Source organism: Bacteroides muris (ex Fokt et al. 2023), assembly GCF_024704895.1.
Taxonomy (GTDB): Bacteria; Bacteroidota; Bacteroidia; order Bacteroidales; family Bacteroidaceae; genus Bacteroides; species Bacteroides muris.
This window is the reverse complement of record NZ_JAMZEE010000001.1, coordinates 31,564-56,965: the sequence shown is the minus strand read 5'-3', so window position 1 is coordinate 56,965 and position 25,402 is coordinate 31,564. Positions and strand designations below refer to the sequence as shown.

The 25,402-nt window shown below is 49.1% G+C and carries 19 protein-coding genes and 1 pseudogene; 14 read left to right on the top strand and 6 right to left on the bottom strand.

The window, feature by feature from the left end; translation table 11 throughout:
• Positions 1-221: 221 nt before the first annotated feature.
• The 6 genes from mnmG (at position 222) to deoC (ending at position 6,713) form a co-directional block, all read left to right on the top strand.
• Complete coding sequence (gene mnmG, locus M1B78_RS00165) at positions 222-2,096, top strand: tRNA uridine-5-carboxymethylaminomethyl(34) synthesis enzyme MnmG (protein WP_257939560.1); 1,875 nt, start codon at positions 222-224, stop codon at positions 2,094-2,096.
• Between the two features lie 56 nt (positions 2,097-2,152).
• Positions 2,153-2,677 carry an adenine phosphoribosyltransferase gene (locus tag M1B78_RS00160; RefSeq protein WP_257939559.1) on the top strand — a complete coding sequence of 175 codons (525 nt, stop codon included), beginning with the start codon at positions 2,153-2,155 and terminating at the stop codon, positions 2,675-2,677.
• Between the two features lie 123 nt (positions 2,678-2,800).
• Positions 2,801-4,630: an excinuclease ABC subunit UvrC gene (uvrC, locus tag M1B78_RS00155; RefSeq protein ID WP_136008763.1), complete on the top strand. Its 1,830-nt coding sequence runs from the start codon at positions 2,801-2,803 to the stop codon at positions 4,628-4,630.
• A 403-nt stretch (positions 4,631-5,033) separates the two neighbouring features.
• Complete coding sequence (gene dtd, locus M1B78_RS00150) at positions 5,034-5,486, top strand: D-aminoacyl-tRNA deacylase (protein WP_136008764.1); 453 nt, start codon at positions 5,034-5,036, stop codon at positions 5,484-5,486.
• Entirely contained in the window at positions 5,486-5,824 is a 339-nt protein-coding gene (locus M1B78_RS00145; RefSeq protein ID WP_257939558.1) for a nucleotide pyrophosphohydrolase, read from the top strand. Before dtd ends, M1B78_RS00145 begins: the two co-directional genes overlap by 1 nt.
• Positions 5,811-6,713 carry a deoxyribose-phosphate aldolase gene (gene deoC / locus M1B78_RS00140; protein WP_136008766.1) on the top strand — a complete coding sequence of 301 codons (903 nt, stop codon included), beginning with the start codon at positions 5,811-5,813 and terminating at the stop codon, positions 6,711-6,713. Before M1B78_RS00145 ends, deoC begins: the two co-directional genes overlap by 14 nt.
• Before the next feature lie 86 nt (positions 6,714-6,799).
• On the opposite strand, the gene M1B78_RS00135 is transcribed toward deoC, so the two are convergent.
• On the bottom strand, positions 6,800-7,774 hold the full coding sequence (locus tag M1B78_RS00135) for a polyprenyl synthetase family protein (RefSeq protein WP_176468635.1): 975 nt from the start codon (positions 7,772-7,774) through the stop codon (positions 6,800-6,802).
• An 87-nt stretch (positions 7,775-7,861) separates the two neighbouring features.
• On the opposite strand from M1B78_RS00135, the gene polA reads away from it, so the two are divergent.
• Entirely contained in the window at positions 7,862-10,717 is a 2,856-nt protein-coding gene (polA, locus tag M1B78_RS00130; protein ID WP_257939557.1) for a DNA polymerase I, read from the top strand.
• 278 nt (positions 10,718-10,995) lie between these two features.
• Positions 10,996-11,388, top strand: coding sequence for a DUF3836 domain-containing protein (locus M1B78_RS00125; protein WP_136008769.1), 393 nt, complete (start codon positions 10,996-10,998; stop codon positions 11,386-11,388).
• Between the two features lie 131 nt (positions 11,389-11,519).
• Here the strand turns inward: M1B78_RS00125 and M1B78_RS00120 are convergent, their stop codons facing one another.
• Entirely contained in the window at positions 11,520-13,100 is a 1,581-nt protein-coding gene (locus tag M1B78_RS00120; protein ID WP_257939556.1) for a sulfatase family protein, read from the bottom strand.
• A gap of 177 nt (positions 13,101-13,277) precedes the next feature.
• Between M1B78_RS00120 and M1B78_RS18725 the strand changes: the two are divergent.
• A pseudogene (locus tag M1B78_RS18725) lies at positions 13,278-13,478 on the top strand (phosphohydrolase); the annotation flags it as partial.
• Positions 13,479-13,489: 11 nt separating this feature from the next.
• Here the strand turns inward: M1B78_RS18725 and M1B78_RS00115 are convergent.
• The 4 genes from M1B78_RS00115 to M1B78_RS00100 all read right to left on the bottom strand — a co-directional run bounded on the left by M1B78_RS00115 (position 13,490) and on the right by M1B78_RS00100 (position 19,299).
• A complete protein-coding gene (locus M1B78_RS00115) occupies positions 13,490-14,158 on the bottom strand; it encodes an ABC transporter ATP-binding protein (RefSeq protein WP_257939555.1) in 669 nt (222 codons plus the stop codon).
• 17 nt (positions 14,159-14,175) lie between these two features.
• On the bottom strand, positions 14,176-16,581 hold the full coding sequence (locus M1B78_RS00110; protein WP_257930476.1) for an ABC transporter permease: 2,406 nt from the start codon (positions 16,579-16,581) through the stop codon (positions 14,176-14,178).
• Positions 16,581-17,819 carry an efflux RND transporter periplasmic adaptor subunit gene (locus M1B78_RS00105; RefSeq protein WP_257939624.1) on the bottom strand — a complete coding sequence of 413 codons (1,239 nt, stop codon included), beginning with the start codon at positions 17,817-17,819 and terminating at the stop codon, positions 16,581-16,583. Before M1B78_RS00105 ends, M1B78_RS00110 begins: the two co-directional genes overlap by 1 nt.
• Positions 17,820-17,943: 124 nt before the next feature.
• The gene (locus M1B78_RS00100; protein WP_257939554.1) at positions 17,944-19,299 is read right to left on the bottom strand and encodes a TolC family protein; all 1,356 of its coding nucleotides are present in this window, start codon (positions 19,297-19,299) and stop codon (positions 17,944-17,946) included.
• Positions 19,300-19,774: 475 nt separating this feature from the next.
• On the opposite strand from M1B78_RS00100, the gene M1B78_RS00095 reads away from it, so the two are divergent.
• The 5 genes from M1B78_RS00095 (at position 19,775) to lgt (ending at position 25,344) form a co-directional block, all read left to right on the top strand.
• Positions 19,775-21,109: a sigma-54-dependent transcriptional regulator gene (locus tag M1B78_RS00095; protein ID WP_257930474.1), complete on the top strand. Its 1,335-nt coding sequence runs from the start codon at positions 19,775-19,777 to the stop codon at positions 21,107-21,109.
• A 6-nt stretch (positions 21,110-21,115) separates the two neighbouring features.
• Positions 21,116-22,183, top strand: a complete 1,068-nt coding sequence (locus tag M1B78_RS00090) for a sensor histidine kinase (protein ID WP_257939553.1) — start codon at positions 21,116-21,118, stop codon at positions 22,181-22,183.
• A gap of 131 nt (positions 22,184-22,314) precedes the next feature.
• Positions 22,315-23,418, top strand: a complete 1,104-nt coding sequence (gene ychF, locus M1B78_RS00085; protein WP_257930472.1) for a redox-regulated ATPase YchF — start codon at positions 22,315-22,317, stop codon at positions 23,416-23,418.
• Positions 23,419-23,433: 15 nt separating this feature from the next.
• Positions 23,434-24,354 carry a ketopantoate reductase family protein gene (locus M1B78_RS00080; protein WP_136008778.1) on the top strand — a complete coding sequence of 307 codons (921 nt, stop codon included), beginning with the start codon at positions 23,434-23,436 and terminating at the stop codon, positions 24,352-24,354.
• An 87-nt stretch (positions 24,355-24,441) separates the two neighbouring features.
• Positions 24,442-25,344: a prolipoprotein diacylglyceryl transferase gene (lgt, locus tag M1B78_RS00075; protein WP_257939552.1), complete on the top strand. Its 903-nt coding sequence runs from the start codon at positions 24,442-24,444 to the stop codon at positions 25,342-25,344.
• Positions 25,345-25,402 lie beyond the last annotated feature (58 nt).

Below are 25,402 nucleotides of genomic sequence, written 5' to 3'. Positions count from 1 at the left end.
ATAAATTCTTTTTGTTGTCGTAAAGAAATTGATAATAAAGTTACCAGACAAATGCTTTCTTAATTTTCCCACCGTCATTTAAATTCTTTAACCATTACAGGATATTTCATCCGGAGTCTCCCCTCACACACATTGAAAACAGACAAGTATTCTGTAAGATAACACATGACGAAACCGCAACTTTTTAGTAACTTTGCACAGTTTTAAATTACACGGAACGAATGGAGTTTAAGTATGACATTATTGTAATCGGTGCCGGACATGCCGGATGCGAGGCAGCAGCTGCTGCCGCAAACCTCGGTTCAAAGACCTGTCTCATCACAATGGATATGAACAAAATCGGTCAGATGAGTTGCAATCCGGCAGTGGGAGGCATCGCCAAAGGACAAATAGTACGCGAAATAGACGCCCTGGGAGGATATACGGGCCTGGTGACAGACCAGACAGCCATACAGTTCCGTATACTGAACCGCTCCAAAGGCCCTGCCATGTGGAGCCCGCGTGCACAGTGCGACCGCAACAAATTCATCTGGGCATGGAGAGAGATTCTGGAGAATACCCCCAATCTGCATATCTGGCAAGATACCGTGCAGGAAATCCTCGTTGAAAACGGCGAGATTACCGGAGTAGTGACCCTCTGGGGAGTAACGTTCCGTGCCAAATGTGTAGTACTCACCGCAGGCACTTTCCTCAACGGACTGATGCACGTGGGGCGCACTATGCTTCCGGGCGGACGCATGGCAGAACCTGCATCCTACCAATTAACCGAGTCCATCGCCAAACATGGCATCACATTCGGACGCATGAAGACGGGAACCCCCGTACGCATAGACGGACGCAGCGTGCATTATGAGGATATGGAAATCCAAGACGGAGAATGCGACTTCCACAAATTCTCGTTCATGAACACCGGCATACGCCACCTCAAACAGCTTCCATGCTGGACTTGCTTCACCAACGAAGAATCGCACCGCATCCTTCGCGAAGGGCTCCCCGATTCTCCCCTTTTCAACGGACAGATTCAAAGTATCGGTCCGCGTTACTGCCCCAGCATAGAAACCAAGATTGTGACCTTTCCCGACAAACCGCAGCACCAGCTTTTTCTGGAGCCCGAAGGAGAAACAACCCAAGAACTCTACCTGAACGGATTCTCTTCTTCATTGCCCATGAGCATCCAGATTGCGGCGTTGAAAAAGATACCGGCATTCAGAGATTTGGTCATCTACCGCCCCGGCTATGCCATCGAATACGACTTCTTTGACCCTACGCAACTGAAGCATACGCTGGAGACGAAGAAAATAAAGAATCTGTTCTTTGCCGGACAAGTAAACGGAACTACCGGTTACGAGGAAGCTGCCGGACAAGGAATCATGGCAGGTATCAACGCCCACATCAATTGCCACGGCGGAGAACCGTTTGTCCTTGCAAGGGATGAAGCATATATCGGTGTTTTAATCGATGACCTGGTAACAAAAGGCGTGGACGAGCCCTACCGCATGTTTACTTCCCGTGCCGAATATCGCATCCTCCTCCGTATGGACGATGCCGACATGCGCCTCACGGAAAAAGCATGGAAGTTGGGACTCGCCAAGGAAGACCGCTACAGACTGCTGACAGAAAAGCGTGAAGCCGTGAACCGAATCATAGACTTCACACGGAACTATTCGATGAAACCGGCATTAATCAATCCGGCATTGGAACAGCTCGGCACTACCCCGCTCCGCCAAGGATGCAAACTGATTGATTTGATAAACCGGCCGCAAGTAACGATTGATAATATTGCCGAACACGTCAACGCCTTTAAGCGGGAACTGGATAAAATATCCGACAGAAAGGAAGAAATTGTAGAAGCAGCAGAAATACTCATCAAGTACGAGGGATACATCGGACGCGAACGGATTATTGCGGATAAGCTGGCAAGACTAGAAAGCATCAAGATAAAGGGAAAATTTGACTATAGCTCCATCCAATCCCTTTCTACCGAAGCCAGACAGAAATTGATGAAGATCGACCCGGAAACAATAGCCCAGGCAAGCCGCATTCCGGGAGTATCTCCAAGCGACATCAACGTACTGCTGGTGCTTTGCGGACGATAGGAGGCAAAGTTCCACGTGAAACAAAGAATTCAACAAACGTATTAAATAAACTGATTATGAGCAAGGAAACAATCACCAAAAGCATTCGGGAAATACCCGACTTCCCCATCCCGGGAATTCTATTCTACGATGTTACAACCCTGTTCAAGGAACCTGCCGCCTTACAGGAACTTTCGGACATATTGTATGAGATGTACAAGGACAAAGGGATAACCAAAGTAGCAGGTATCGAATCAAGAGGTTTCATTATGGGACCAATTCTCGCCACCAGACTGGGGGCAGGTTTCGTTCCCATCCGCAAACCGGGAAAGCTGCCAGCAGAAACCATTGAGGAAAGCTATGACAAAGAATACGGCAAAGACACCATACAGATGCACAAGGATGCCATCACCGAAGACGATGTAGTATTGCTGCACGACGACTTGCTGGCAACCGGCGGAACAATGGAAGCAGCCTGCAAGCTGGTGAAACAGACAAATCCCAAGAAAACTTATGCAAACTTCATCATCGAGCTGAAAGACCTCCACGGGAGAGAAGTGTTCGGCAAGGATGTAGAGGTAGAGACGGTGCTTTCATTATAAGCAAATCGTCTCCTTAAGCCATCTCCAATTTCCCTCCTTCCGGAAGGAGGGAAACCAAAGGAGGGGATAGAACAATCATGGAGAACAAGAAATCAAAATCAGGTTATAGATACAAGATAATTTATGGAAAGCAGTTCTGAATTACGAACCAACGACTACCTCAAAGGGATTGTATCCAACCTTCCCGAAAGCCCCGGTATTTACCAATATCTGAATACTGAAGGAACCATCATATACGTAGGAAAGGCCAAAAACCTGAAGCGAAGAGTATCCTCCTACTTCAACCGCGAGCACGAACCGGGAAAGACACGGGTATTGGTAAGCAAGATTGCAGATATCCGGTATATCGTGGTGAATACGGAAGAAGACGCGCTGTTGCTGGAAAACAATCTTATCAAGAAATACAAGCCACGCTACAACGTGCTGTTGAAAGACGACAAAACGTATCCCAGCATCTGCGTGCAGAACGAATACTTTCCACGCGTATTCAGAACCCGGAAGATAATCCGTAACGGCTCCTCCTATTATGGCCCTTACAGCCATATACCTTCCATGTACGCATTACTCGACCTCATCAAGCACCTGTACCCTTTGCGTACATGCCACCTGAACCTCTCTCCGGAGAACATACGTGCCGGAAAGTTCAATGTCTGCCTGGAATATCACATCAAGAACTGTGCAGGACCCTGCATCGGCAGACAAAGTCAGGAGGAGTATCTGAAAAACATCGCTGAAATCAAGGAAATACTCAAAGGGAATACCCAGGAGATAGAACGGATGCTTTTCCAACAAATGCAGGAACTGGCAGCCGAAATGAAGTTTGAAGAAGCACAGAAGATAAAGGAGAAATACCTGCTGCTTGAAAACTACCGGGCGAAATCGGAAGTGGTAAGTAACGTGCTGCACAATATCGACGTATTCTCCATCGAAGAAGACAGTGACGGGAAGTCTGCTTTTATCAATTACCTGCACATCACGAACGGTGCCATCAACCAGGCTTTCACCTTCGAATACAAGAAGCGGCTGAACGAGACCAAAGAAGAACTGCTCTCACTCGGCATCATCGAAATGCGGGAGAGGTACAAAAGCCTTTCGCGCGAAATCATCGTGCCTTTTGAGCTGGATATGGAACTGAAAGACGTAGTTTTCACCATCCCGCAACGGGGAGACAAAAAGAAACTGCTGGAACTCTCCATCCTCAACGTGAAGCAGTACAAAGCCGACCGCCTGAAACAAGCCGAAAAATTGAATCCGGAACAACGGACCGTACGTCTGCTGAAAGAGATACAGCAAGAGCTGCACCTGGACCGCCTGCCCATGCAGATAGAATGCTTCGACAACTCCAATATCCAAGGTTCCGACCCCGTGGCCGGGTGCGTGGTCTTCGTCAAGGGGAAACCTTCCAAGAAAGATTACCGCAAGTACAATATCAAGACCGTAGAGGGGCCGGACGACTATGCTTCCATGAAAGAAGTCGTAAAACGGCGCTATCAGCGCGCCATAGAAGAAAAAGCTCCCCTGCCCGACCTCCTTATCACCGACGGCGGGAAAGGGCAAATGAGCGCCGTAAAAGAGGTGATGGACGAACTTGGTCTGAACATCCCCATCGCCGGACTTGCCAAGGATGGCAAACACCGCACTTCCGAGCTGCTGTACGGCTTCCCTCCCCAAACCATCGGATTGAAACAGAACACCCCCCTCTTCCGGTTGCTGACGCAGATTCAGGATGAAGTACACCGCTTTGCCATCACCTTCCACCGCGACAAACGCAGCAAACGGCAGATAGCCTCTGCACTGGACGAGATAAAAGGCATCGGAGAAAAGACAAAAAGTGCGTTGCTCAAGGAGTTCAAAAGCGTGAAGCGTATCCGCGAAGCATCTGCCCAAGAGCTGGCAACCGTAGTGGGAGAAGCAAAGGCAAGAATCATACAGACCTATTTTTCGGAAAAATAAGCACTGATTTACAGCGTATTGAGCAGCCATTATCAGACACTGGTGTTCAAGCGGACAAACACTGGTGTTCAAGCGGACAGACACTGGCGTCTGAGACGACAAAGTCCAGTATCTGTCAAAACGCCTGATAATGCTCACGGTTATTTCATTCAAAGGCTGTTTCATTTAAAGGAGGTAAAGGGAGTTATCGCCCTTCGGGCTCAGGAGTTAAGCCGATACTTCTGCAAGTACATACGCAAGAGTACCGGCTCTAACTTCTTTAGCTCCTGACGGAGCGAAGTGATAGCTCCTCTAACTGCTGCAAATGAAAAAGCCGCGGATAATACCTGATAAATCGGCCCGTAAAGCCATGTACGCAACGAATTAATTCGTAACTTTGTTGCCTCAAAAAGACAAGAAAAACATGAGAGTAGTGATACAACGTGCCGGACACGCTTCCGTCACCATCAACGGAACCTGCAAAGCCTCCATCGGAAAGGGCCTCATGATACTCGTAGGCATCGAAGAATCCGATGGAAAGGAAGATATCGACTGGCTCTGCAAGAAGATAGTCAACCTGCGCGTTTTCGACGACGAAAACGGCGTAATGAACAAGTCCATTCTTGATACAGGCGGCGACATACTGGTCATCAGCCAGTTCACCCTCCACGCCTCCACCAGGAAAGGCAACCGTCCCTCCTACATACGGGCGGCACGGCCGGAAATATCCGTGCCGCTGTACGAACAATTCTGCAGAGAACTAAGTCTGGCTTTAGGTAAAGAAATAGGTACCGGCGAATTTGGCGCCGACATGAAGGTAGAACTGATGAACGATGGCCCCGTGACCATCTGTATGGATACAAAAAACAAGGAATAATGACGCTAGAAGAAGCACAGAAACAAGTGGATTCCTGGATAAAGGAATACGGAGTACGCTATTTCAGCGAACTCACCAACATGGCCATCCTGACCGAAGAAGTGGGCGAACTGGCCCGTGTCATGGCCCGCAAGTATGGAGACCAGTCCTTCAAGGAGGGAGAAAAAGACAACCTCGACGATGAAATGGCAGACGTTCTCTGGGTACTTCTCTGCATTGCGAACCAGACCGGAGTGAACCTTACCGAAGCCTTTCACCGCAACCTCGAAAAGAAAACCGGACGTGACCGGACAAGACATATCAATAACCCGAAATTGAAAGATTATGGAGAAGAATGAGCCTACCCAAAGCAAGTACGACGCCGCCCTGGCAAAGTACAACACCCAACTGGATGATGCGGAAATAGCTGCACAAGCTGCCAGAATCATTGCAGAGAAAGTGCCGGCAAACAATACACCGGAAGTAAAGAAATTCCTTTTCAGCTGCATCGACCTCACCACGCTGAACAGTACGGACAGCGACGAAAGCGTCATGAAGTTCACCCAGAAAGTGAATAAATTCGACGAAGAGTTTCCTGACCTGAAGAACGTGGCAGCCATCTGCGTATACCCCAATTTCGCAGAAGTCGTAAAAGACACATTGGAAGTGGAAGATGTAAAAATCGCCTGCGTATCGGCCGGTTTCCCCTCCTCCCAGACTTTCGTCGAAGTGAAAGTGGCAGAAACCGCCATGGCCCTGATGGAAGGCGCCGACGAGATAGACATCGTCATTTCGGTGGGCAAGTTCCTGGCGGGAGACTATGAAAGCATGTGCGAAGAGATACAAGAACTCAAAGCAACCTGCAAAGAACACCACATGAAGGTAATCCTCGAAACCGGAGCCTTGAAAACGGCTTCGAACATCAAGAAAGCCTCTATCCTTTCCATGTATTCGGGTGCCGATTTCATCAAAACCTCCACCGGCAAGCAGCAGCCTGCAGCTACACCGGAGGCCGCTCTGGTCATGTGCCAGGCCATCAAGGAATATCACGAGCTGACGGGTATCAAGGTAGGCTTTAAGCCTGCAGGAGGAATCAACTGCGTGAACGACGCGCTGATTTATTACACCATCGTCAAGGAAGTGCTAGGCGAAGAATGGCTGAACAACGAACTGTTCCGCTTGGGAACCAGCCGTCTTGCCAACCTGCTGCTTTCGGAAATCAAGGGTGAAGAGATGAAATTCTTCTAAGAAGAAGCTGCATCTACCTATGAATAAAGCCTGACGGATTGGATTCCATCAGGCTTTATCATTATCATCGGCCGGAAACAGCTCCGTCATTTCTCCCGCTCCACCACATAGTCCAGATACCCGGCAAGCGCCGCCTTCACCTCCGTATCGGGCAAAGAAGCCAGCAAAGAAAGAGCCTTTTCCTTATATTCATACATCACTTGCGAGGCATACTCTATACCACCATGCTGTTTGGTAAATTCGATTAAATGGGCTATTTCATCCGTCGTTGCCTCCCCGTTCTTTATCTTCACGGCTATCTCTTCCGCTGTTTTATCCTTCACGGTATTGAGTACATGGAGCGTGGGCAGAGTCAACTTCCCTTCCACCATATCATTTCCGGTAGGCTTGCCTATCTCCTTGCTCTCGGAGTAATCGAAAATATCATCCTTTATCTGAAAGCAAAGCCCGATATATTCACCGAACAGACGTACAGATTCCGCCATTTCATCGCCGGCTCCCACCGAAAGAGCTCCCGCCTTCGTACAAGCCGCAAAAAGCACGGCCGTCTTCTTGCGGATAACGTCGAAATAGACATCCTCGGAGAAATGGAGATTGCTGACATTGGAGAGCTGCAGAAGCTCACCATCCGCCAAGTCCTGCCCCAGACAAGAGACAATGTCAATGATGTCATGATTACGGGTCATGCCCACTTGCACCAACGCTGTTGCAAGCAGATAATCGCCTGCCAGCACGGCTACCTTATTATTGAAAACGGCATTAACGGAGAGTTGTCCACGGCGTTCAGTACTTTCGTCCACTACATCATCGTGCACAAGGCTTGCATTATGAAGAAGTTCCAGCGCAACCGCAGCATGCAGGGTTGCAGGACATACCCTACCAAAAAGCTTCGCAGCCAGAAGCACCAGAATGGGGCGCATCATCTTTCCATTCTTCTGCCGGATATGCGCAATCACGCTGTTCAGCAAAAGGTTGGAACTGGTGAGGGCACTTTCAAAAAGTTTCTTGAAGTCCTCCAATTCCTCAGAAATCGGAGATTGTATAAGTGATGAGTAGTCCATGCATCTCTATTTGCCCACAAAAATAGTAATAAAACGGTTAATACGGTATTTTTTTGTACTTTTACCATGAAAAAAAGGATTAAATGTATGAATTCAATCGATAAACTGTTTTTGCTCGATGCATACGCACTGATATATCGGGCTTATTATGCGTTCATCAAGAACCCGAGAATCAACTCAAAAGGATTCAACACTTCGGCCATTCTAGGCTTTGTGAATACCCTGGAAGAAGTACTCAAAAAAGAGAATCCCACACACATAGGGGTGGCCTTCGACCCGTCGGGACCTACCTTCCGTCACGAAGCCTACAAGCAATACAAGGCACAGCGCGAAGAGACGCCCGAGGCCATCCGCCTTTCCGTACCTATTATAAAGGATATCATCCGCGCCTACCGCATCCCCATCCTCGAGGTGGGCGGCTATGAAGCGGACGACGTAATAGGCACGCTTGCCACCGAAGCCGGACGGCAGGGCATCACCACCTATATGATGACTCCCGACAAGGACTACGGACAACTAGTATCAGCCAATGTCTTCATGTACCGTCCCAAGCACACCGGCGGATTCGAGATTATGGGCACGGAAGAGGTAAAGGCGAAGTTCAATATACAGTCCACAGAGCAGGTCATCGATATGCTCGGGCTGATGGGAGATGCTTCCGACAACATCCCCGGCTGTCCGGGTGTGGGCGAGAAAACCGCACAGAAACTGATTGCCGAATTCGGCAGTATCGAGAATCTGCTGGAACACACCGGGCAACTGAAAGGCGCACTGAAAACGAAAGTGGAAACAAACCGGGAGATGATTACCTTCTCCAAATTCCTTGCCACCATCAAAACGGATGTCCCCATCCGACTCGACATGAATTCGCTTGTCCGGGAAGAGCCGAACGAAGAAGAACTCCGCAGGATTTTCGAGGAACTGGAATTCCGTACGCTTATCGACCGAGTACTCAAAAAAGGAAACGGCGACTCTTCCTCCCCCACCCCAACCTCTCCGGCCCCCGACCCCTTTGCCGGAACTCTGTTTGCCCAGCCGCAAATCTCCACTCCCGAAAACAGTGTCCCTGTTCAAGGCGATTTGTTTGCAAATTTGGCGGGCGAGTGGACGGGCGCTTCCGAAAATTCAAATCTGAAGCGGTTAGAAATGCTCGATGTGGATTATCAACTCATTGATACAGAAGAAAAAAGAAGGAAAACTATTCAAAAGTTACTTACAAGCAAAATTCTCTCAATAGATACCGAAACCACCGGAACCGAACCGATGGATGCCGAACTCGTGGGAATGAGCTTCAGCGACGCTGAAAATCGGGCGTACTACGTACCCGTGCCTGCTGAACGAGAGGAAGCCTTAAAAATTGTAAATGAGTTCCGCCCACTCCTCGAAAACGAAAAATCCATGAAAGTAGGACAAAATATCAAGTACGATATGATTATCCTCCAGAATTACGGAGTCCGGGTGAAGGGCAAGCTTTTCGACACCATGCTTGCCCATTACGTGCTTCAACCCGAACTCCGGCACAACATGGACTATCTGGCGGAAATCTATCTGCACTACCAGACCATCCACATCGACGAGCTGATTGGAGCGCGGGGCAAAAACCAGAAGAACATGCGCGACCTTCCGCCCGAAGACGTCTACCGTTATGCCTGCGAGGATGCGGACGTCACCCTCAAACTGAAGAACGTACTGGAAAAGGAGCTGAAAAAGCAAAGTGCCGAACATCTGTTCTACGAAATAGAGATGCCGCTCGTGCCCGTACTTGTCAATATAGAGAGCAATGGCGTGCTGCTCGATACGAAAGCATTGAAGCAGTCGTCCCAGCACTTCACCGTCCGCCTGCAGGAGATTGAAAAGGAAATCTACGGGATGGCGGGAGAAACGTTCAACATCAGCTCTGCCAAGCAGGTAGGCGAGGTGCTCTTCGACAAGCTGAAAATCGTGGAGAAAGCCAAAAAGACCAAAACCGGGCAGTACGTCACTTCCGAAGAAGTGCTGCAGAGCTACCGCAGCAAGCACGAAATCATCGGAAAGATACTCGAGTACCGCGGACTGAAAAAACTGCTGAGCACCTACATAGATGCCCTGCCCCAACTCATCAATCCGCGCACGGGACGCATCCACACCTCGTTCAACCAGGCAGTGACAGCCACCGGACGCCTCAGCTCCAGCAACCCCAACCTGCAGAACATCCCCATCCGCGACGAAGACGGAAAGGAAATCCGCAAGGCGTTCATCCCCGACAAGGGCTGTGAATTCTTCTCTGCCGACTACTCGCAGATAGAGCTGCGCATCATGGCCCATCTGAGCGAGGACAAGAACATGATAGACGCCTTCCTCAGCGGGCACGACATCCATGCCGCCACCGCTGCCAAGATATATAAGGTAGATATCGGCAACGTAACCGCCGACATGCGCCGCAAGGCAAAAACGGCAAACTTCGGCATCATCTATGGCATCTCCGTCTTCGGACTGGCTGAGCGCATGGATGTTTCCCGCCAGGAAGCCAAAGAGCTGATAGACGGATACTTTGAAACCTATCCGCAAGTCAAGGAGTATATGGACAAAAGTATCCAGGTGGCACGCGAAAACGGCTATGTGGAAACCATCTTCCACCGCAAGCGCTTTCTGCCGGACATCAACTCAAGAAACGGAGTAGTCCGAGGCTATGCCGAACGGAATGCCATCAATGCTCCCATCCAGGGAAGTGCCGCCGACATCATAAAAGTAGCCATGGCACACATCTATCAACGTTTCCAAGCTTACAATCTGAAAGCAAAGATGATTTTACAAGTCCATGACGAATTAAATTTCAGCGTTCCAGAGGCAGAAAAGGAGCTTGTACAGAAAATCGTAATCGAAGAGATGGAGCAGGCATATCGCATGCACGTACCCCTGAAAGCCGATTGCGGGTGGGGAAACAACTGGTTGCAGGCACACTAAACAGCCCAATAACTTTATTTAACTTACAATCAGAAAGCAACAGAAGCAATCCTTTTCAAATACAGTTTGCTCATCAGAATATCCGGTAACCTCGCTACCGGATATTTTTTGTTCACCTATCTTGCCAAAAGGGAAGCATAGCGGGCTCCTCGATAGTAACAAATTGATAAAATTTAATCCAATATTTATATTTATGTCAATTTAATACGTACCTTTGCAGCGAAATAAATGACATATTGATAGAAAATAGAAAGTTAAACAGAAAAAGACATAAGGCCATGAAAGCAAAAGTATCTTTAAAAACAGTGATTATTTCAGCACTCCTCTTAGTTTGCGGATTAAATGCATCAGCCGACAATAAGAGCAACTTCATTTACAATTCGGAAGAAGTAAATGGCATGAAAGTGGCAGAGACCGTATACAAGATGGACGGAAACACGCTCGCCAACTATATGAAGTATAATTATAAGTACGACGACCAGAACCGCATGACAGAAAGCGAAGCCTTGAAATGGAACAGCACCAAGAATGCATGGGGTAACGACATATGCATCCGTTATGCCTACCAAGGCAAGACGATGACTACCACGTACTATAAATGGAACAGCAAGAAGGGTGAATATGTACTGGTTCCCGAGATGACGGTAATCATGGACAACCCCAACATGTAACAGACAAATTCTCTTTTAAAGTAAAATATTCGAGTCCTAAACCAACCAAAACCTTTTTATACATAGAGAGCCGGAGTACGCGAAGTATTCCGGCTCTCTACCTTTTCCGTTCACCCCGAAGGCTGGTGATATCAGTCTTTATATTGGTTCCTTATCGGGTCGTCATACCGCTCCTGCAACTTCAGCATCTCCTGTTTCAACTGCTTCGTAATCTCTTCCGTACCGGGCTTTCCGAAGATATTGTTCATCTCGCTCGGGTCGGTCTGCAAGTCATACAGTTCCCAGCAATCCACATCATTATAGAAGTGAATCAGTTTATAACGGTCGGTGCGCACGCCATAATGACGGCAAACGGAATGCTCGGCAGGGTATTCATAGAAATGATAATACAAGGAACTACGCCATTCGGGCACTTCTTCTCCCCTTAGTAACGGCAAGAAGGAAACTCCGTGCATATCTTCGGGCACCTGTACGCCCGCCAGGTCAAGAATAGTGGGACCGTAGTCTATGTTCTGCACCATCTCGTCAACATCCCCCTTCTTGCCACCGGGCAGACGCACCAGAAGCGGAGTACGGAATGACTCTTCATACATGAATCGCTTATCGAACCATCCATGTTCGCCCATATAGAAGCCTTGGTCGGAAGTGTAGACAATCATGGTATTCTCCAGCAAACCGTGTGCTTCCAGATAATCGAGTACGCGGCCCACGTTACGGTCTACGGAATGTATGACGCGCATGTAGTCGTGCATGTATTGCTGGTACTTCCACTCTGCCAGCGCTTTTCCTGATAGTTTGTCTTTCTTGAACTTGGCGATAATGGGGTCGTAATGTTTGTCCCACACAGCTTTCTGTTCGGGGTTCAAGGCGTTATACAGATAGCGACCGTAGCCTTCCAGCCCGGTATTGGTATGTATTTCATTCTCCTTGTCGGCCATTTTCAGGTCATAGACCAAATCCATGTCTTCGATAATGCTCATCTCTTGCTTAGAAGCCGGAATACGCCCCTCATATTTGTCATAGAAGTTCTTGGGCATAGGATACGTCACATCTTCATAAAGGTCGAGGTCGCAGAGGTCGGGCATCCAGGTGCGGTGCGGTGCCTTATGGTGAATGAAGAGGCAGAAAGGCTTGTTCTCATCGCGAATACTGTCCATCCAGTTGAGGGCAACATCGGTAACAATATTTGTTGCATAGCCTTCGCGCTTCAGCTTCTCGCCATTGCGTATGAAGGTGGGATTGTAGTAATCTCCCTGCCCTACCAAGATGTCCCAATGGTTGAACCCCGTAGGCTCGGAGCCCAAGTGCCACTTCCCAATCATGGCTGTCTGGTAGCCGGCCTGTTGCAGAAGCTTGGGAAAGGTCTGCTGGCTACCGTCAAACATGTTTCCGTCGGCATTGTCGGTATAACCGTTGGCATGGCTGTGCTTGCCTGTAAGCATGCAGGCACGGCTAGGTCCGCTCAACGAATTGGCTACAAAACTGTTGGTGAAGCGCACTCCCTCGTTAGCTATCCGGTCAATGTTAGGTGTTTGCATATAACGCCGGTCGTAGGCACTGATTGTCTGGAACGAATGATCGTCGCACATGATGTAGACAATGTTCATAGGTTTCTTAACCTCTTCTTTTTTCATGTTCTTGCAGGAAGAAAATGAGGCGGTTGCCACCGTTCCCGTAAGGCCATACATGAGAATTGATGTCAGTTTATTCATACTATCTATAGATTTTATGTAACACGAAATACAAAATATCCCACGCAAAATTAACAGAAAACAGCTGAAAATACATACTTTTGCAAAGTATATTACAATTTTTTCCTGTAACTCTTCTGATTCCTTTAAATAAAAGACGTCGTGACATCATATAAATCAGAAAAAGCATGATACCCGAATCCCACTGCAGACAGAGAGTGGCACTACCGGCGGTTCTGCCGGCATCTTACGGAGAAGTACGCCCCCGGCGGTTACCTGAAGCTCCGGTTTCCCGAGGGCAAGAATGCGGAACAGCTGAAGAAACTCCGGGCTATCCTTGCGGACAAAGATGTGTTAAGGCAGATCTTCAACCGGATGTTCGAAGAAGAGAAGCAATAAATGCAAACCAATCACTGCCTTTCCACAATTCTGCCATCCAGCAGATAAATGATTCGATGGGCATAGCCCGCATCCCTTTCCGAGTGTGTGACCATAATGATAGTCGTTCCTTCTTCGTTCAGCTTTTGCAGCAAGGACATCACCTCGAGTCCATTGGCGGAGTCCAGATTGCCGGTCGGTTCGTCTGCCAGAATCAGCGGACAGCCCGTCACGACGGCACGGGCAATGGCCACCCGTTGCTGTTGCCCTCCGGAAAGCTGTTGCGGGAAGTGTCCGGCACGATGAGCGATGTTCATTTGTTGCAGCACGTCCGTCACTTTCCGCCTCCGGTCTGCTTTCCGCATCCCCAGATAAATCAAAGGTAGCTCTACATTCTCGAATACCGTCAACTCATCTATCAAGTTAAAACTTTGGAAAACAAAACCGATATGCTTCTTGCGGAAATCGGTCAGTCGGCCTTCACTCATTCCGGTCATCTCCTTGCCGTCAAAAAGATAACGGCCGGAGGTCGGGAGTTCAAGGGTTCCCAAAATATTCAGCAACGTGGACTTCCCACATCCCGACGGCCCCATGATGGCCACGAACTCACCAGGCTTGATGACCAGGTTCACACCGCTCAGTGCTCTGGTCTGTACGTCTTCGGTTGTGAAGACCATAGATAGATTCTCTGTCTTAATCATTTTTTTATGTATTTAGTTTATTCATTCCGCAAAATATGCATCGGCTTCAACCGGATTACACGCCAGACTTGATAGCTGACCGTCAACAAGGCAATGCCCAGCATCCCTGCAAAGGCAACGGCATAGCCCCACCAAGGCAACGACACACGGAAGGCATAGCTCTTGAGCCATTCATTCATCAGTATGACAGAAACAGGAGTCCCCAACGCTGCGGCCCATACGGTAAGTTGCAGCAACTCACGGGTCAAGAGTTTGAAAAGGCTCTTCTTGTCGGCCCCCAGCACTTTCCGTATTCCCACCTCACGGACACGGGCCAGGGTAGAAAAAAGAGCCATAATCCACAGGCCCAAACAAGCCACGAATATCGCCAACAAAGCCGCACACGTGAATATCCAACTGAAATTGCGGTCCGACTTATACAACTCGTAGTTATAATCGTCTAATTTGAAATAAGAGAAGACCGCCGACGGAAAGTAGGTCCGGTAAATCCGTTCTATCCCGGCCAACCTTTCTGGAGTTATCCCAGCCTCCATTTTGACCGATATATAAGGAGTGGCTATAATCGGAACACGCTCCTTCATGAAAAACATGATGGGCTTATAGGGTTCGGCAAATGACTGCTGATGGTAATTCCTTGCCACACCAATCACTTCGAGCGGCTCCTTCAGCACTTCCATGGCCAACTGCTTGCCCAAAGCCTCCTCGGGAGAAGTATATCCCAGCAACCGAACAGCCTCTTCATTCAGCACCACCTTGTTGAGTTCATTACCATACTCCTCGGAAAATCCACGTCCACAAAGCAATTCCGGCGCATAAAGCGTCAAGTAGTCGTAATCGACGGCAAACATCTGTATGAGCTTCACTTCCGAAATGTCGCTTCCGTAAGGACGGTTGGTAAAATAATTCGCCACCTCCACGCCCGGCACGGCACCTGACACGGACACTCCGCTGATGTAGGATTCCTGCTCCAGCCTTTTCTTGAAGTTTTGCATCCTGACGGTCATCTCATCTGCCAAAGCAGGATGTTTCAAGACCAATATCCGGCTCAACGAAGCAGAAGCGGTCGCCTGTTGCATATAGTCTATCTGACGGACCACGACAAAAGTACCCGATACCAGCATGAAAGAAGCCATGAACTGAACGACAATCAGCAACTTACGCATCCTGTTGCCTTTGCGGCTATGCAGCAGCTTTCCCCGCATAATATCCGAAGGCTTGATATGCGTGAGCAAAAAGGAGGGATAGAACCCGATGAACAGAACCCCGACGGCAAATATCAGGATTGTCATGGCCCAGCACTCCGGCGATGCCGACACACCGGAAGCAAAATCCCGCCCGGCCCAGCGACAAGCAACCGGCAGCAAGACTTCCAACCAGCCAAGTGCCAAAAACAAAGCCGACAGGTTCAACAACCCTGACTCCAACAAGCCCTGAACCACAATCTGGCGGCGCGAAGCCCCGAAGACCTTGCGGAGCCCGAACTCCCTGCCACGCTCCAGATAGCGGGCAATAGTCAGGTTCAGCGCGTTCACCCACCCTATCAGCAGCAAGGCCACGGCCATCACCGAAAGGATACGAACGGCTGTCCGACTTCCTTTTTCCTCTTTTTCATACGATTTGCGAGGGGTCAGGTGAATGTCCTCCAGAGGAATCAGCTCCACCCGCCAATCCTTGTGCTTCAAGGCCGCCGTCTTATATTTCCCGGAGATGGCACGAAAGGCTTCTTCCACCTCCCGCGGATTCTTGTCCGGCTCCAAACGCACGTACGTATATACCCCGTGAATATACCAGATGTCGCGCCGGGCTTCGGGAATGGACGAATAGGAAAGCAAGAAATCATAACGCAAATGAGAGTTGCAGGGCATGTCTGCCATGACTCCCGTAACTTCGAAATGCTGTTCCGACGAAGGGGTCTTGAAAGAGAGAATTTTGCCTATAGGGTCACTGTCGCGGAAGTAGCGACGTGCAGCACTCTCCGTAATCACGGCCGTATGCGGACGAACCAGCTGTCCCTCTTCTTTTCCTTTAATGACAGAAAAATTGAACAGGTCAAAAAAAGAGGGTTCCGTATAGCAATAACGTTCTTCGATGAACTGACGGTCACCGTACGTCACTTCCTGCTCACGGTCTTGTGCGGTAACCCTTACATACTGCTCGATACCGGGAATCTCGCGGTGCATCACGGGTGCATGGCCAAATGCCGTTGTGGCCCAATTGTCCGTCAACACCTCTCCTTCATAAAGGCGGCTTTCCACGCGGTAGATTCGTTCACCGTCGTGAAACGAATCGAAGCTCAACTCAAACCGTACATAAAACAAAATCAGCAAAGCCGCACCGATGCACACGGAAAGGCCCAATACATTCAGGGCAGAAAGCGATTTTCTGACCCGCTGGCTCTTCATAATCTGAGAGAAATAGTCCATTATCGTAAATTTAATCGTTCGTTCTTGCCAAATAAGTCATATCCCGAGATTATGACTTTCTCGCCCGAATGCAGCCCGTCCAGTATTTCGTAGTACAAAGGGTTCTGGCGACCTATGCGTATCGGACGACGGTGGGCTACCGTTCCGTCTTTGTCCACCACGTAGACGTACCCGCCTCCACCGGTCTGGTAGAAGCTTCCACGCGGAATGATAACAGCTTGCGTCGGGTCGCCTAGCTGCAAGTCGATATGGCAGGTCTGCCCGGCAAGGATATTGCCGGGCCGGTCGGCAACAAAGTGCAGGTCTGTACGAAACTGGCCGTTCTGCACTTCCGGATATACTTTTGCCATTACCATGTCATAGCTTTTCCCTTCACGTTCGAAGCGGGCACGAAGTCCGGGCACGATGCGCTCCACGTAATGCTCGTCAATCCGCGCTTCCACTTTCAGTTCCGGAGTAATGATTTGTCCGATACGCTCGCCCTGCGAAATAGACTGCCCCACCTGAGCTTGCACATTTCCCAACTGCCCGTCAACGGGAGCCTTGACATTCAAGTTCTCCAGACGTTCGCGCACCAGCACAAGGCTCTTCTTCATGTTCCGGATATTCTCATTCAGGCTTTGCAGCTGATTGTCGCGTAACAAGGAATCCTGCCTGATTCTTTCATCCACGACTCCCAACTGCTCCAAAGCCGCGCGGTAGTCTTCCCGGGCCTGCAGATAATCCTCGCGCGACACCAGTTCTTTCCGGTACAATCGTTCGTACTGCCCGGAACGGCGTTCCTTGCGCACCAGTTCCTTATTCAAAGTAATACGCTCCTGGCGAAGGCGGAGATGTTCCTGCTCCATGTTGAGACGGGTGTTGCGGAGTTCATTCTCCTGATAAGCCAAATCTGCCTCGCTTTGCAAGATGCCGATGTTCAGCAACGGATTGCTCAGCCGAAGAATCACGTCTCCGGCCTTCACTTGTGCTCCCTCCTCGACCGGTCGCTCTTCCACGCGTCCACCTTCTATGGCATCCAGATAGATGATATGGTCGGGGATGACTTGCCCTACCACACGGATGTAATCGTTGAATTCGTCTTCTCGCACCGCAGCAATCGTCACACTATCCTTATCCACGTTCATGGAAGAAGAAGTGTCACGGAAAACCATCCACAACAAGCCTATGCAACCCAGAACCGAACCTAGGACGACTTGAAACGGGAAACGCTTCTTCCGCTCTATTTTCGTATCCATTCCGTTGAAATCACTAGAATTCATCATTCGTTTCTTTTTGATTGAATATGAGAAGCTGTTTGGATTTTCTTGTAAGCATTTTCCAAGTTTAAACAAAATCCAAGCAACTTCCGAAATTTGTTACTCATTCTAAAAATGTCCCTGCCTGGTAGAATCGTACCATCCTGCTTTTCAAGTCATGCTGCAAGCCCGTTCGCACCACTTCTGCTTTGGCCTGCATGTACCTGTTCCGCTTTTCCAGCAACTCGAACACCGACACCATGCCTTCCTTCCATTTCTCCTCGCTTTCTTCCCACGTGATAGCAGCTGCGCGGAGTTGCTCGTCGGCCCGAAGGCGCTCGTCGGACGTAGCCCGGAAGGAAAAATAAGCATCATGCATCTCTTTATAAAGGGACAGGCGTTGCTGTTCATTCTCATTGCGCACTTGCTGCAAGCGGAGTTTCTCCTTCCTTATATTCTTGAACCGGGACAATCCGTCAAACAAGGGTAAAGATACGCATACTCCGATATATCGGCTCTTGTTATTGTTCCATTGTTCGCAGAACGGCACCGTTTTTCCGGATTCTTCCTTCTCCGTATCATAATATCCGGAACCAAGATTAAACTCCATCCGGACGGAAGGCCACAAAGAACCGCATGCCACGGCCACCAGTTCATGAGAGGCCTCCTCTCTCATCTTCATTACATTAAACTCCGGAAGGGAGGACTCGGCGCTTGCACAGAGATCATCCAAGCTTAGAGAAAGGGAAGCATCCGGTGTGCCCTGCCCGTCTGCCACACAGACTGACAAGGTATCCGTATCTTTCAGCCCCATCAAATCCTTCAGGGTTAATAGAGAGAGACGACAATTGTTTGATTTCACCGTTTCCTGATAAATGTCGGCTTGCAAACGTGCCTTCACTTCTTGCAAGTCGGAGCGGGAACGCAACCCCAAGTCAATGTAGGCAAGCATTTGCTCGTAATAACGTTCACTCTGTTTCCGCTGTTTTATGGCGAGTTCATACAGTTTCTCGTCGAAACAATAGCAATAAAACGCTTCAAGCACCCTGAAGGCTACCCCATTTTCTTCCATTTTTTCCGTAAAAGCACTCATTTTTCCATTCAGCTTATAAAACTGCAATCTATTGATGCGCGCAAACCCTTCAAACAAAGAGAGAGAAAGGTTCAGGCCAAAGGAGTTCTCAAAAAAAGACTCGGAAGTATATTGGTTCGTGCGGGGATCCACCGAACGTCCCTCCCGCTTGCCCGACGCACCGGTAATCTGTATCGACGGCAGGAAATCTCCGTAGCCCGCCGCTACATCCGTGCGGGCCATCTTCGAATCCAACCGACGGTTCCGTATCCGGAAATTATGTTCGACGGCATAACGCATACACTCCTCTACGGTCCAACCGGACTGTGCCCTGCCTACCTCCGGCATCCAAATACCGATTGACAACAGAACCCATAAACCACGTTTGATTGTTATTCTCGCATTCATATCCAACAACTCGCTACTTATAGACTTATTTCCATAATACAAACCACATGCCAAACATACAACATACTAATAAATAAACAATTGCAAATCAATTATACAAAAAACTGTCTATCATTTTGACGCCGCACCGTCCAATCTTTTGACACATTCTTTAACCGACACTTCATTCCGAGTATCAGAAACTACTTTATCGGTATTACAGTAACACTTTATTGGGGTTACAGCACTACTTTACCGGTGTTACAGCACCACTTTATCAGCATTACAGTAACACTTTATTCTTAATAAAGAAGTGTAAAGTTAGAAGTAATTGATTATCACCGCTATACAAACAGCAACAAAATACCCGATATTGAGAATGCTTTTCTGTCTTTACGAAGAACATAACCAGTTTAAATTGCAAAAGTGTCAAATAATTAGACGTTTTTTTGCCGGGCACTTGCAAAACCCATACCTTTATTCCCAAAAAGAACCTATGCACCCCGGAAGAATCCTAATCGCAGACGACAATAAAAGCGTATTGACCTCCCTTGAACTGCTTTTGGAAGGTGAGTTTGAAAGAGTGGAAACGATATCCGACCCCAACAAGATAATCACTGTCCTGGACAAACATTCCATCGATTTGGTCATTCTGGATATGAATTTCTCCGTGGGAGTCAATACCGGCAATGAAGGACTATTCTGGCTCCAGCGCATCCACGAAACCGTACCGGAATTGCCGGTCATCATGTTGACGGCTTATGGAGATATTGACCTAGCCGTGAAGTCACTGAAGAACGGAGCCTCGGATTTTGTGCTGAAGCCTTGGGACAACGAACAATTGATCAATAAGATACATACCACTTTACAGGAAAGCAGGCTCAAATCGCCCACCAAGTCCGTACGAAGCGCCCACGGACCTACGATGATTATCGGCCGTTCGCCTGCGATGATGAAACTGATTAAAATAGTAACCAAAGTGGCAAAGACCGACGCCAACATACTAGTCTATGGCGAAAACGGAACAGGAAAAGAAATGCTGGCGCGTGAAATTCATCGCCTCTCGCTCCGTAGTCCGCATGAGATGTATCAGGTAGACATGGGGGCCATCAGCGAGTCATTGTTCGAAAGCGAACTGTTCGGGCATGAGAAAGGAGCTTTTACAGATGCACATGAAAAAAGGGTGGGCAAATTCGAAGCAGCCAACGGAAGCACGCTTTTTCTGGACGAGATAGGAAATCTGTCGCTGGGACTGCAGGCAAAGCTGTTGGTCGCTTTGCAGAACAGAGAAATCATGCGCCTCGGAAGCAACAAGAAAATCCCGATTAACATACGGCTGATTGCAGCCACCAACCGCAATCTGCAAGAAATGGTCAGGCAGTCGCAGTTTCGTGAAGACCTGTTCTACCGCATCAACACGATACAAATAGAAATCCCCCCCCTGCGGCACCGGAAAGAGGACATCGCTCTCTTCGCCAATCATTTCCTGAAAAAATATGCCGACTTGTATAAGCGGCCAGGACTCACCCTGCATCCCCAAGCCCTTCAGAAACTGGAAAGCCACCCTTGGCCGGGGAACATCAGGGAATTGCAATATGCCATTGAGAAAGCGGTGATTCTGACGGAAAAGAGTGTAATCAGAGCCTCCGAACTTTCCCTATACGTCGGCAGGACCCATTCTTTCGACAAAGTGACCAATCTGGAAGAAGTGGAAAGGCAGGCCATTCTGGCAGCCATCTCCCAGAACGAAGGAAACCTGACAGCGACAGCGGAACAATTGGGAGTAAGCAGGCAAACGCTATACAACAAGATAAAACGTTTCAATCTCTGACCGTATATGTTCAGCACTCGTCTATACGTACGTATTCTATCATACGTAATACTCATTGTCCTGACAGCCACATCGGGATTTGCCGGCATCATTTCCGGACGGGCCGTCATCCTGGGAACAGTGGCCCTTTGCACAGCCGCCTGGCTCATCGGAGCTCTTGTGCATTATCTGAACGCCTACAACAGAAAAATAAGACTGTTTCTGGATTCCATAGCCGACAACGAATCCACGCTCTATTTTCCAGAGCATGCAGCCAACCGCGAACAGTTCCATCTGCATGCCTCGTTCAACAGGATATACACATTGATGACAGCCTGCAAGAAAAAAGAGTTCGAACGCGAACTCTATCAAAAAGAATATGAATCATGGAAGAAATTGATGCGCGTATTGACGCATGAAATCATGAACTCCATCACTCCCGTCGTATCACTTTCAGACACGCTTCTTTCTTATTTTCAGGCAGACAATGTCCGCAAATGCGCAAAGGATATGACTGATGCCACCATCGGAAAGACGATACGCGGGCTGGAGACAATAAAAAGCCAAGGACAAAACCTGATGTATCTCACCGAATCTTACAGGCAGTTTGCTTGCCTGAAACAGCCCGAAGCCAGATTCTTTTCCCTGACAGACTTGATACTGGACATTCGGACACTGTATCAGGAAGAGATGCAACTTCGGCATATCGGATTCTCGGTATGCTGCCTTCCACCCGAGATACAGATTCATGCAGATGAGAAAATGCTGTCGCAGGTATTGATTAATCTGATAAAGAATGCGATGCAGGCCCTTGACGAGCAAACCGACGGAAGAATCCGGATAAGAGTGGAGACCCAAGAAAAGCAACTGTATATAACCGTAACGGACAATGGACCCGGCATCCCCTCCAACCTGGCAGAAGACATTTTCATCCCTTTCTTTACGACCAAAACCACCGGAACGGGAATCGGCCTGAGCCTCTCACGCCAAATCATACGCATGCACGGCGGAGAACTGTCCGTTACCTCACAGCCTTATTGCGAGACTTCATTCCTGATTTCCTTACCCATAGATACCCGCCACCCGGGCAGATGAAAAACACCCGAAAAGCGAAGCTAAGCCACCCCTCGGCACAAAAAATGAACAAGTTCATTTTATTCTGCCCGCGGTTTGCATTATCTTTGCATCCAATTAACTGAACAATAACTAAAAAACAAGATAACACTATGGCATTAAAAGCTGGTATCGTGGGCCTTCCCAACGTAGGAAAATCCACTCTTTTCAACTGCTTGAGCAGCGCAAAGGCACAAGCGGCAAACTTCCCGTTCTGCACAATCGACGCCCAAATGGGGCAAGTGTCCGTACCCGACGAACGGCTGACGAAGCTCGCCGAGCTGGTTCACCCGGGGCGTATCGTACCCGCCGTGTGCGACATTGTCGACATTGCCGGGCTGGTGAAAGGCGCCAGCAAAGGTGAAGGACTCGGCAACCAGTTCCTGGGCAACATCCGCGAGTGCGATGCCATCATCCACGTGCTGCGCTGTTTCGACAACGGCAACATCGTCCACGTGGACGGCTCGGTGAACCCCGTGCGCGACAAGGAAATCATCGACACAGAGCTGCAACTGAAAGACCTCGACACCGTGGAAAACCGCATCAAGCGCGTGGAGAAAATAGCCAAGGTGGGTGGCGACAAGGCAGCAAAGATAGAATACGAACTCCTGCTCCGCTATAAAGATGCTCTGGAACAAGGACAAAGCGCCCGCACCGTCATTCCGCAGAACGACGACGAGGAACAATGCGCCAAACAGATGTTCCTGCTCACAACGAAGCCCGTGCTCTACGTCTGCAACGTGGATGATGTAAGCGCCGCCAGCGGCAACCGGTACGTGGAACAGGTGCGCGAAGCCATCAAGGACGAGGATGCCGAACTTATCATCATCTCCGCACAGACCGAAGCCGACATTGCCGAACTGGAGACATACGAGGAAAAACAGATGTTCCTCGAAGACCTGGGACTGAAAGAGAGCGGCTGCAACCGCCTGATTAAAGCTATCTACAGCCTGCTGAACCTCGAAACCTTCATCACTGCCGGAGAGATGGAAGTAAAGGCATGGACCTATCGCAAGGGATGGAAAGCGCCGCAATGCGCCGGCGTTATCCATACGGATTTCGAGAAAGGATTCATCCGGGCAGAGGTCATCAAGTATGAGGACTATATCAAGTATGGCAGCGAAGCCGCCGTGCGCGAAGCAGGAAAGCTGGGTGTGGAAGGCAAGGAGTATGTGGTGCAGGACGGAGACATCATGCACTTCAGGTTCAATGTGTAATGATATTCATTCCAGATGGCAAACAGTAATCTGAAATACCTCATAGCAGGTACCGGCGGCGTAGGCGGAAGCATCGCCGCCTTTCTTTCATTATCCGGCAAAGACGTCACTTGCATTGCACGTGGCGAACACCTTGCCGCCATACGCGAAAACGGATTGCAACTGCACTCCGATTTGAAAGGCGAACATTCTCTGAAAGTGGCGGCATTTACCGCAGAAGAGTTCCAAGGCAAAGCAGACATCATCTTCGTCTGCGTCAAAGGCTATTCCGTAGACTCCATCACGGAACTCATCAAACGTGCCTCACACGACCGTACAGTGGTAATCCCCATTCTGAATGTTTACGGAACCGGTCCGCGTATCCAGCGGCTGGTACCCGGCGTCACGGTGCTCGACGGCTGCATCTACATCGTAGGCTTCGTATCCGGACGGGGAGAAATCACGCAGATGGGAAAGATTTTCCGGCTCGTCTACGGAGCACACCGCAACACGATTGTTTCCCGTGAAACATTGGAAGCCGTACAACGCGATTTGCAGGAAAGCGGCATCAAAGCCGAAATCTCCGACGACATCAACCGGGATACATTCGTCAAGTGGTCGTTCATCTCGGCAATGGCTGTCACCGGAGCCTATTACGACGTTCCTATGGGCGAAGTCCAGAAACCGGGCAAGGTGCGCGATACCTTTATCGGACTGTCACAAGAGAGCGCAGCCTTGGGCAAGAAATCGGGTATAGAATTCAAGGAAGACATGGTAGAGTATAACCTCAAAGTAATAGACAAACTCGCTCCCGAAAGCACCGCCTCCATGCAGAAAGACATGGCCAAAGGACATCAGAGCGAGGTACAAGGCTTGTTGTTTGACATGATTACGGCTGCAGAGGAACAAGGGATTGAGGTGCCGACGTATAGGATGGTGGCGGAGAAGTTCAAATAAACCGACACGATGAATTGCCTAACGAGATTATTTCATACCTTTGTCCCGAACAACCCCGTAATTCAGTAATTTAATTCTTCAATAAATATGTTATCACTACTCACCATCAACTGGAATCCCGATCCCGAACTATTCAACTTCTTCGGCATATCCATCCGCTACTACGGTTTGTTATGGATTATCGGACTTGCTTTTGCCTACCTTATCGTGCAACGCCAGTACCGCGACCGCCGAATAGACGAAAAGAAATTCGAACCTCTTTTCTTCTATTGTTTCTTCGGCATACTGATAGGCGCTCGACTGGGTCACTGCATATTTTATGACTGGGCCTACTACCAGAACCACTTCGTTGAGATGATTCTCCCCATCAAGCAGACCGCCGCGGGATGGAAAATGACAGGCTATACCGGCCTTGCCAGTCACGGCGGCACGCTGGGACTGATTATCGCCCTCTGGGTGTACTGCCGCAAGACGAAGATGCACTACATAGACGTGCTCGACACGATAGCCGTTGCCACCCCCATCACAGCCTGTTGTATCCGCCTTGCCAACCTGATGAACTCCGAAATCATCGGCAAACCGACCGACGCGCCTTGGGCATTCATCTTCGAGCGGGAAGACATGTTGCCTCGCCACCCGGCACAGCTCTACGAAGCCATCGCCTACTTCATCTTCTTCTTAGGGATGGTCTGGCTATACAAACGCGGACAGAAAAAACAAGAAATCAAGCTTGAAACAGACTTCAGCACCACCCACAGAAAATCAACTGCCGTGCAGGCCGAAGCTTCCCTGCCCTATCACCGCGGTTTCTTCTTCGGACTCTGCCTGACGGAGATTTTCACTTTCCGCTTCTTCATCGAGTTCCTGAAAGAAAACCAAGTGAACTTTGAAGACGGCATGACGCTGAACATGGGCCAATGGCTCAGTATCCCGTTTGTGATTGTCGGAGTATATTTCATGTGTTTCTACGGAAAGAAGAAAGCAAAATAAAACATGAGGGTGTGTCAAAACCGATAACATCCGTAGTATCATCTCCCCAGTCAACAGT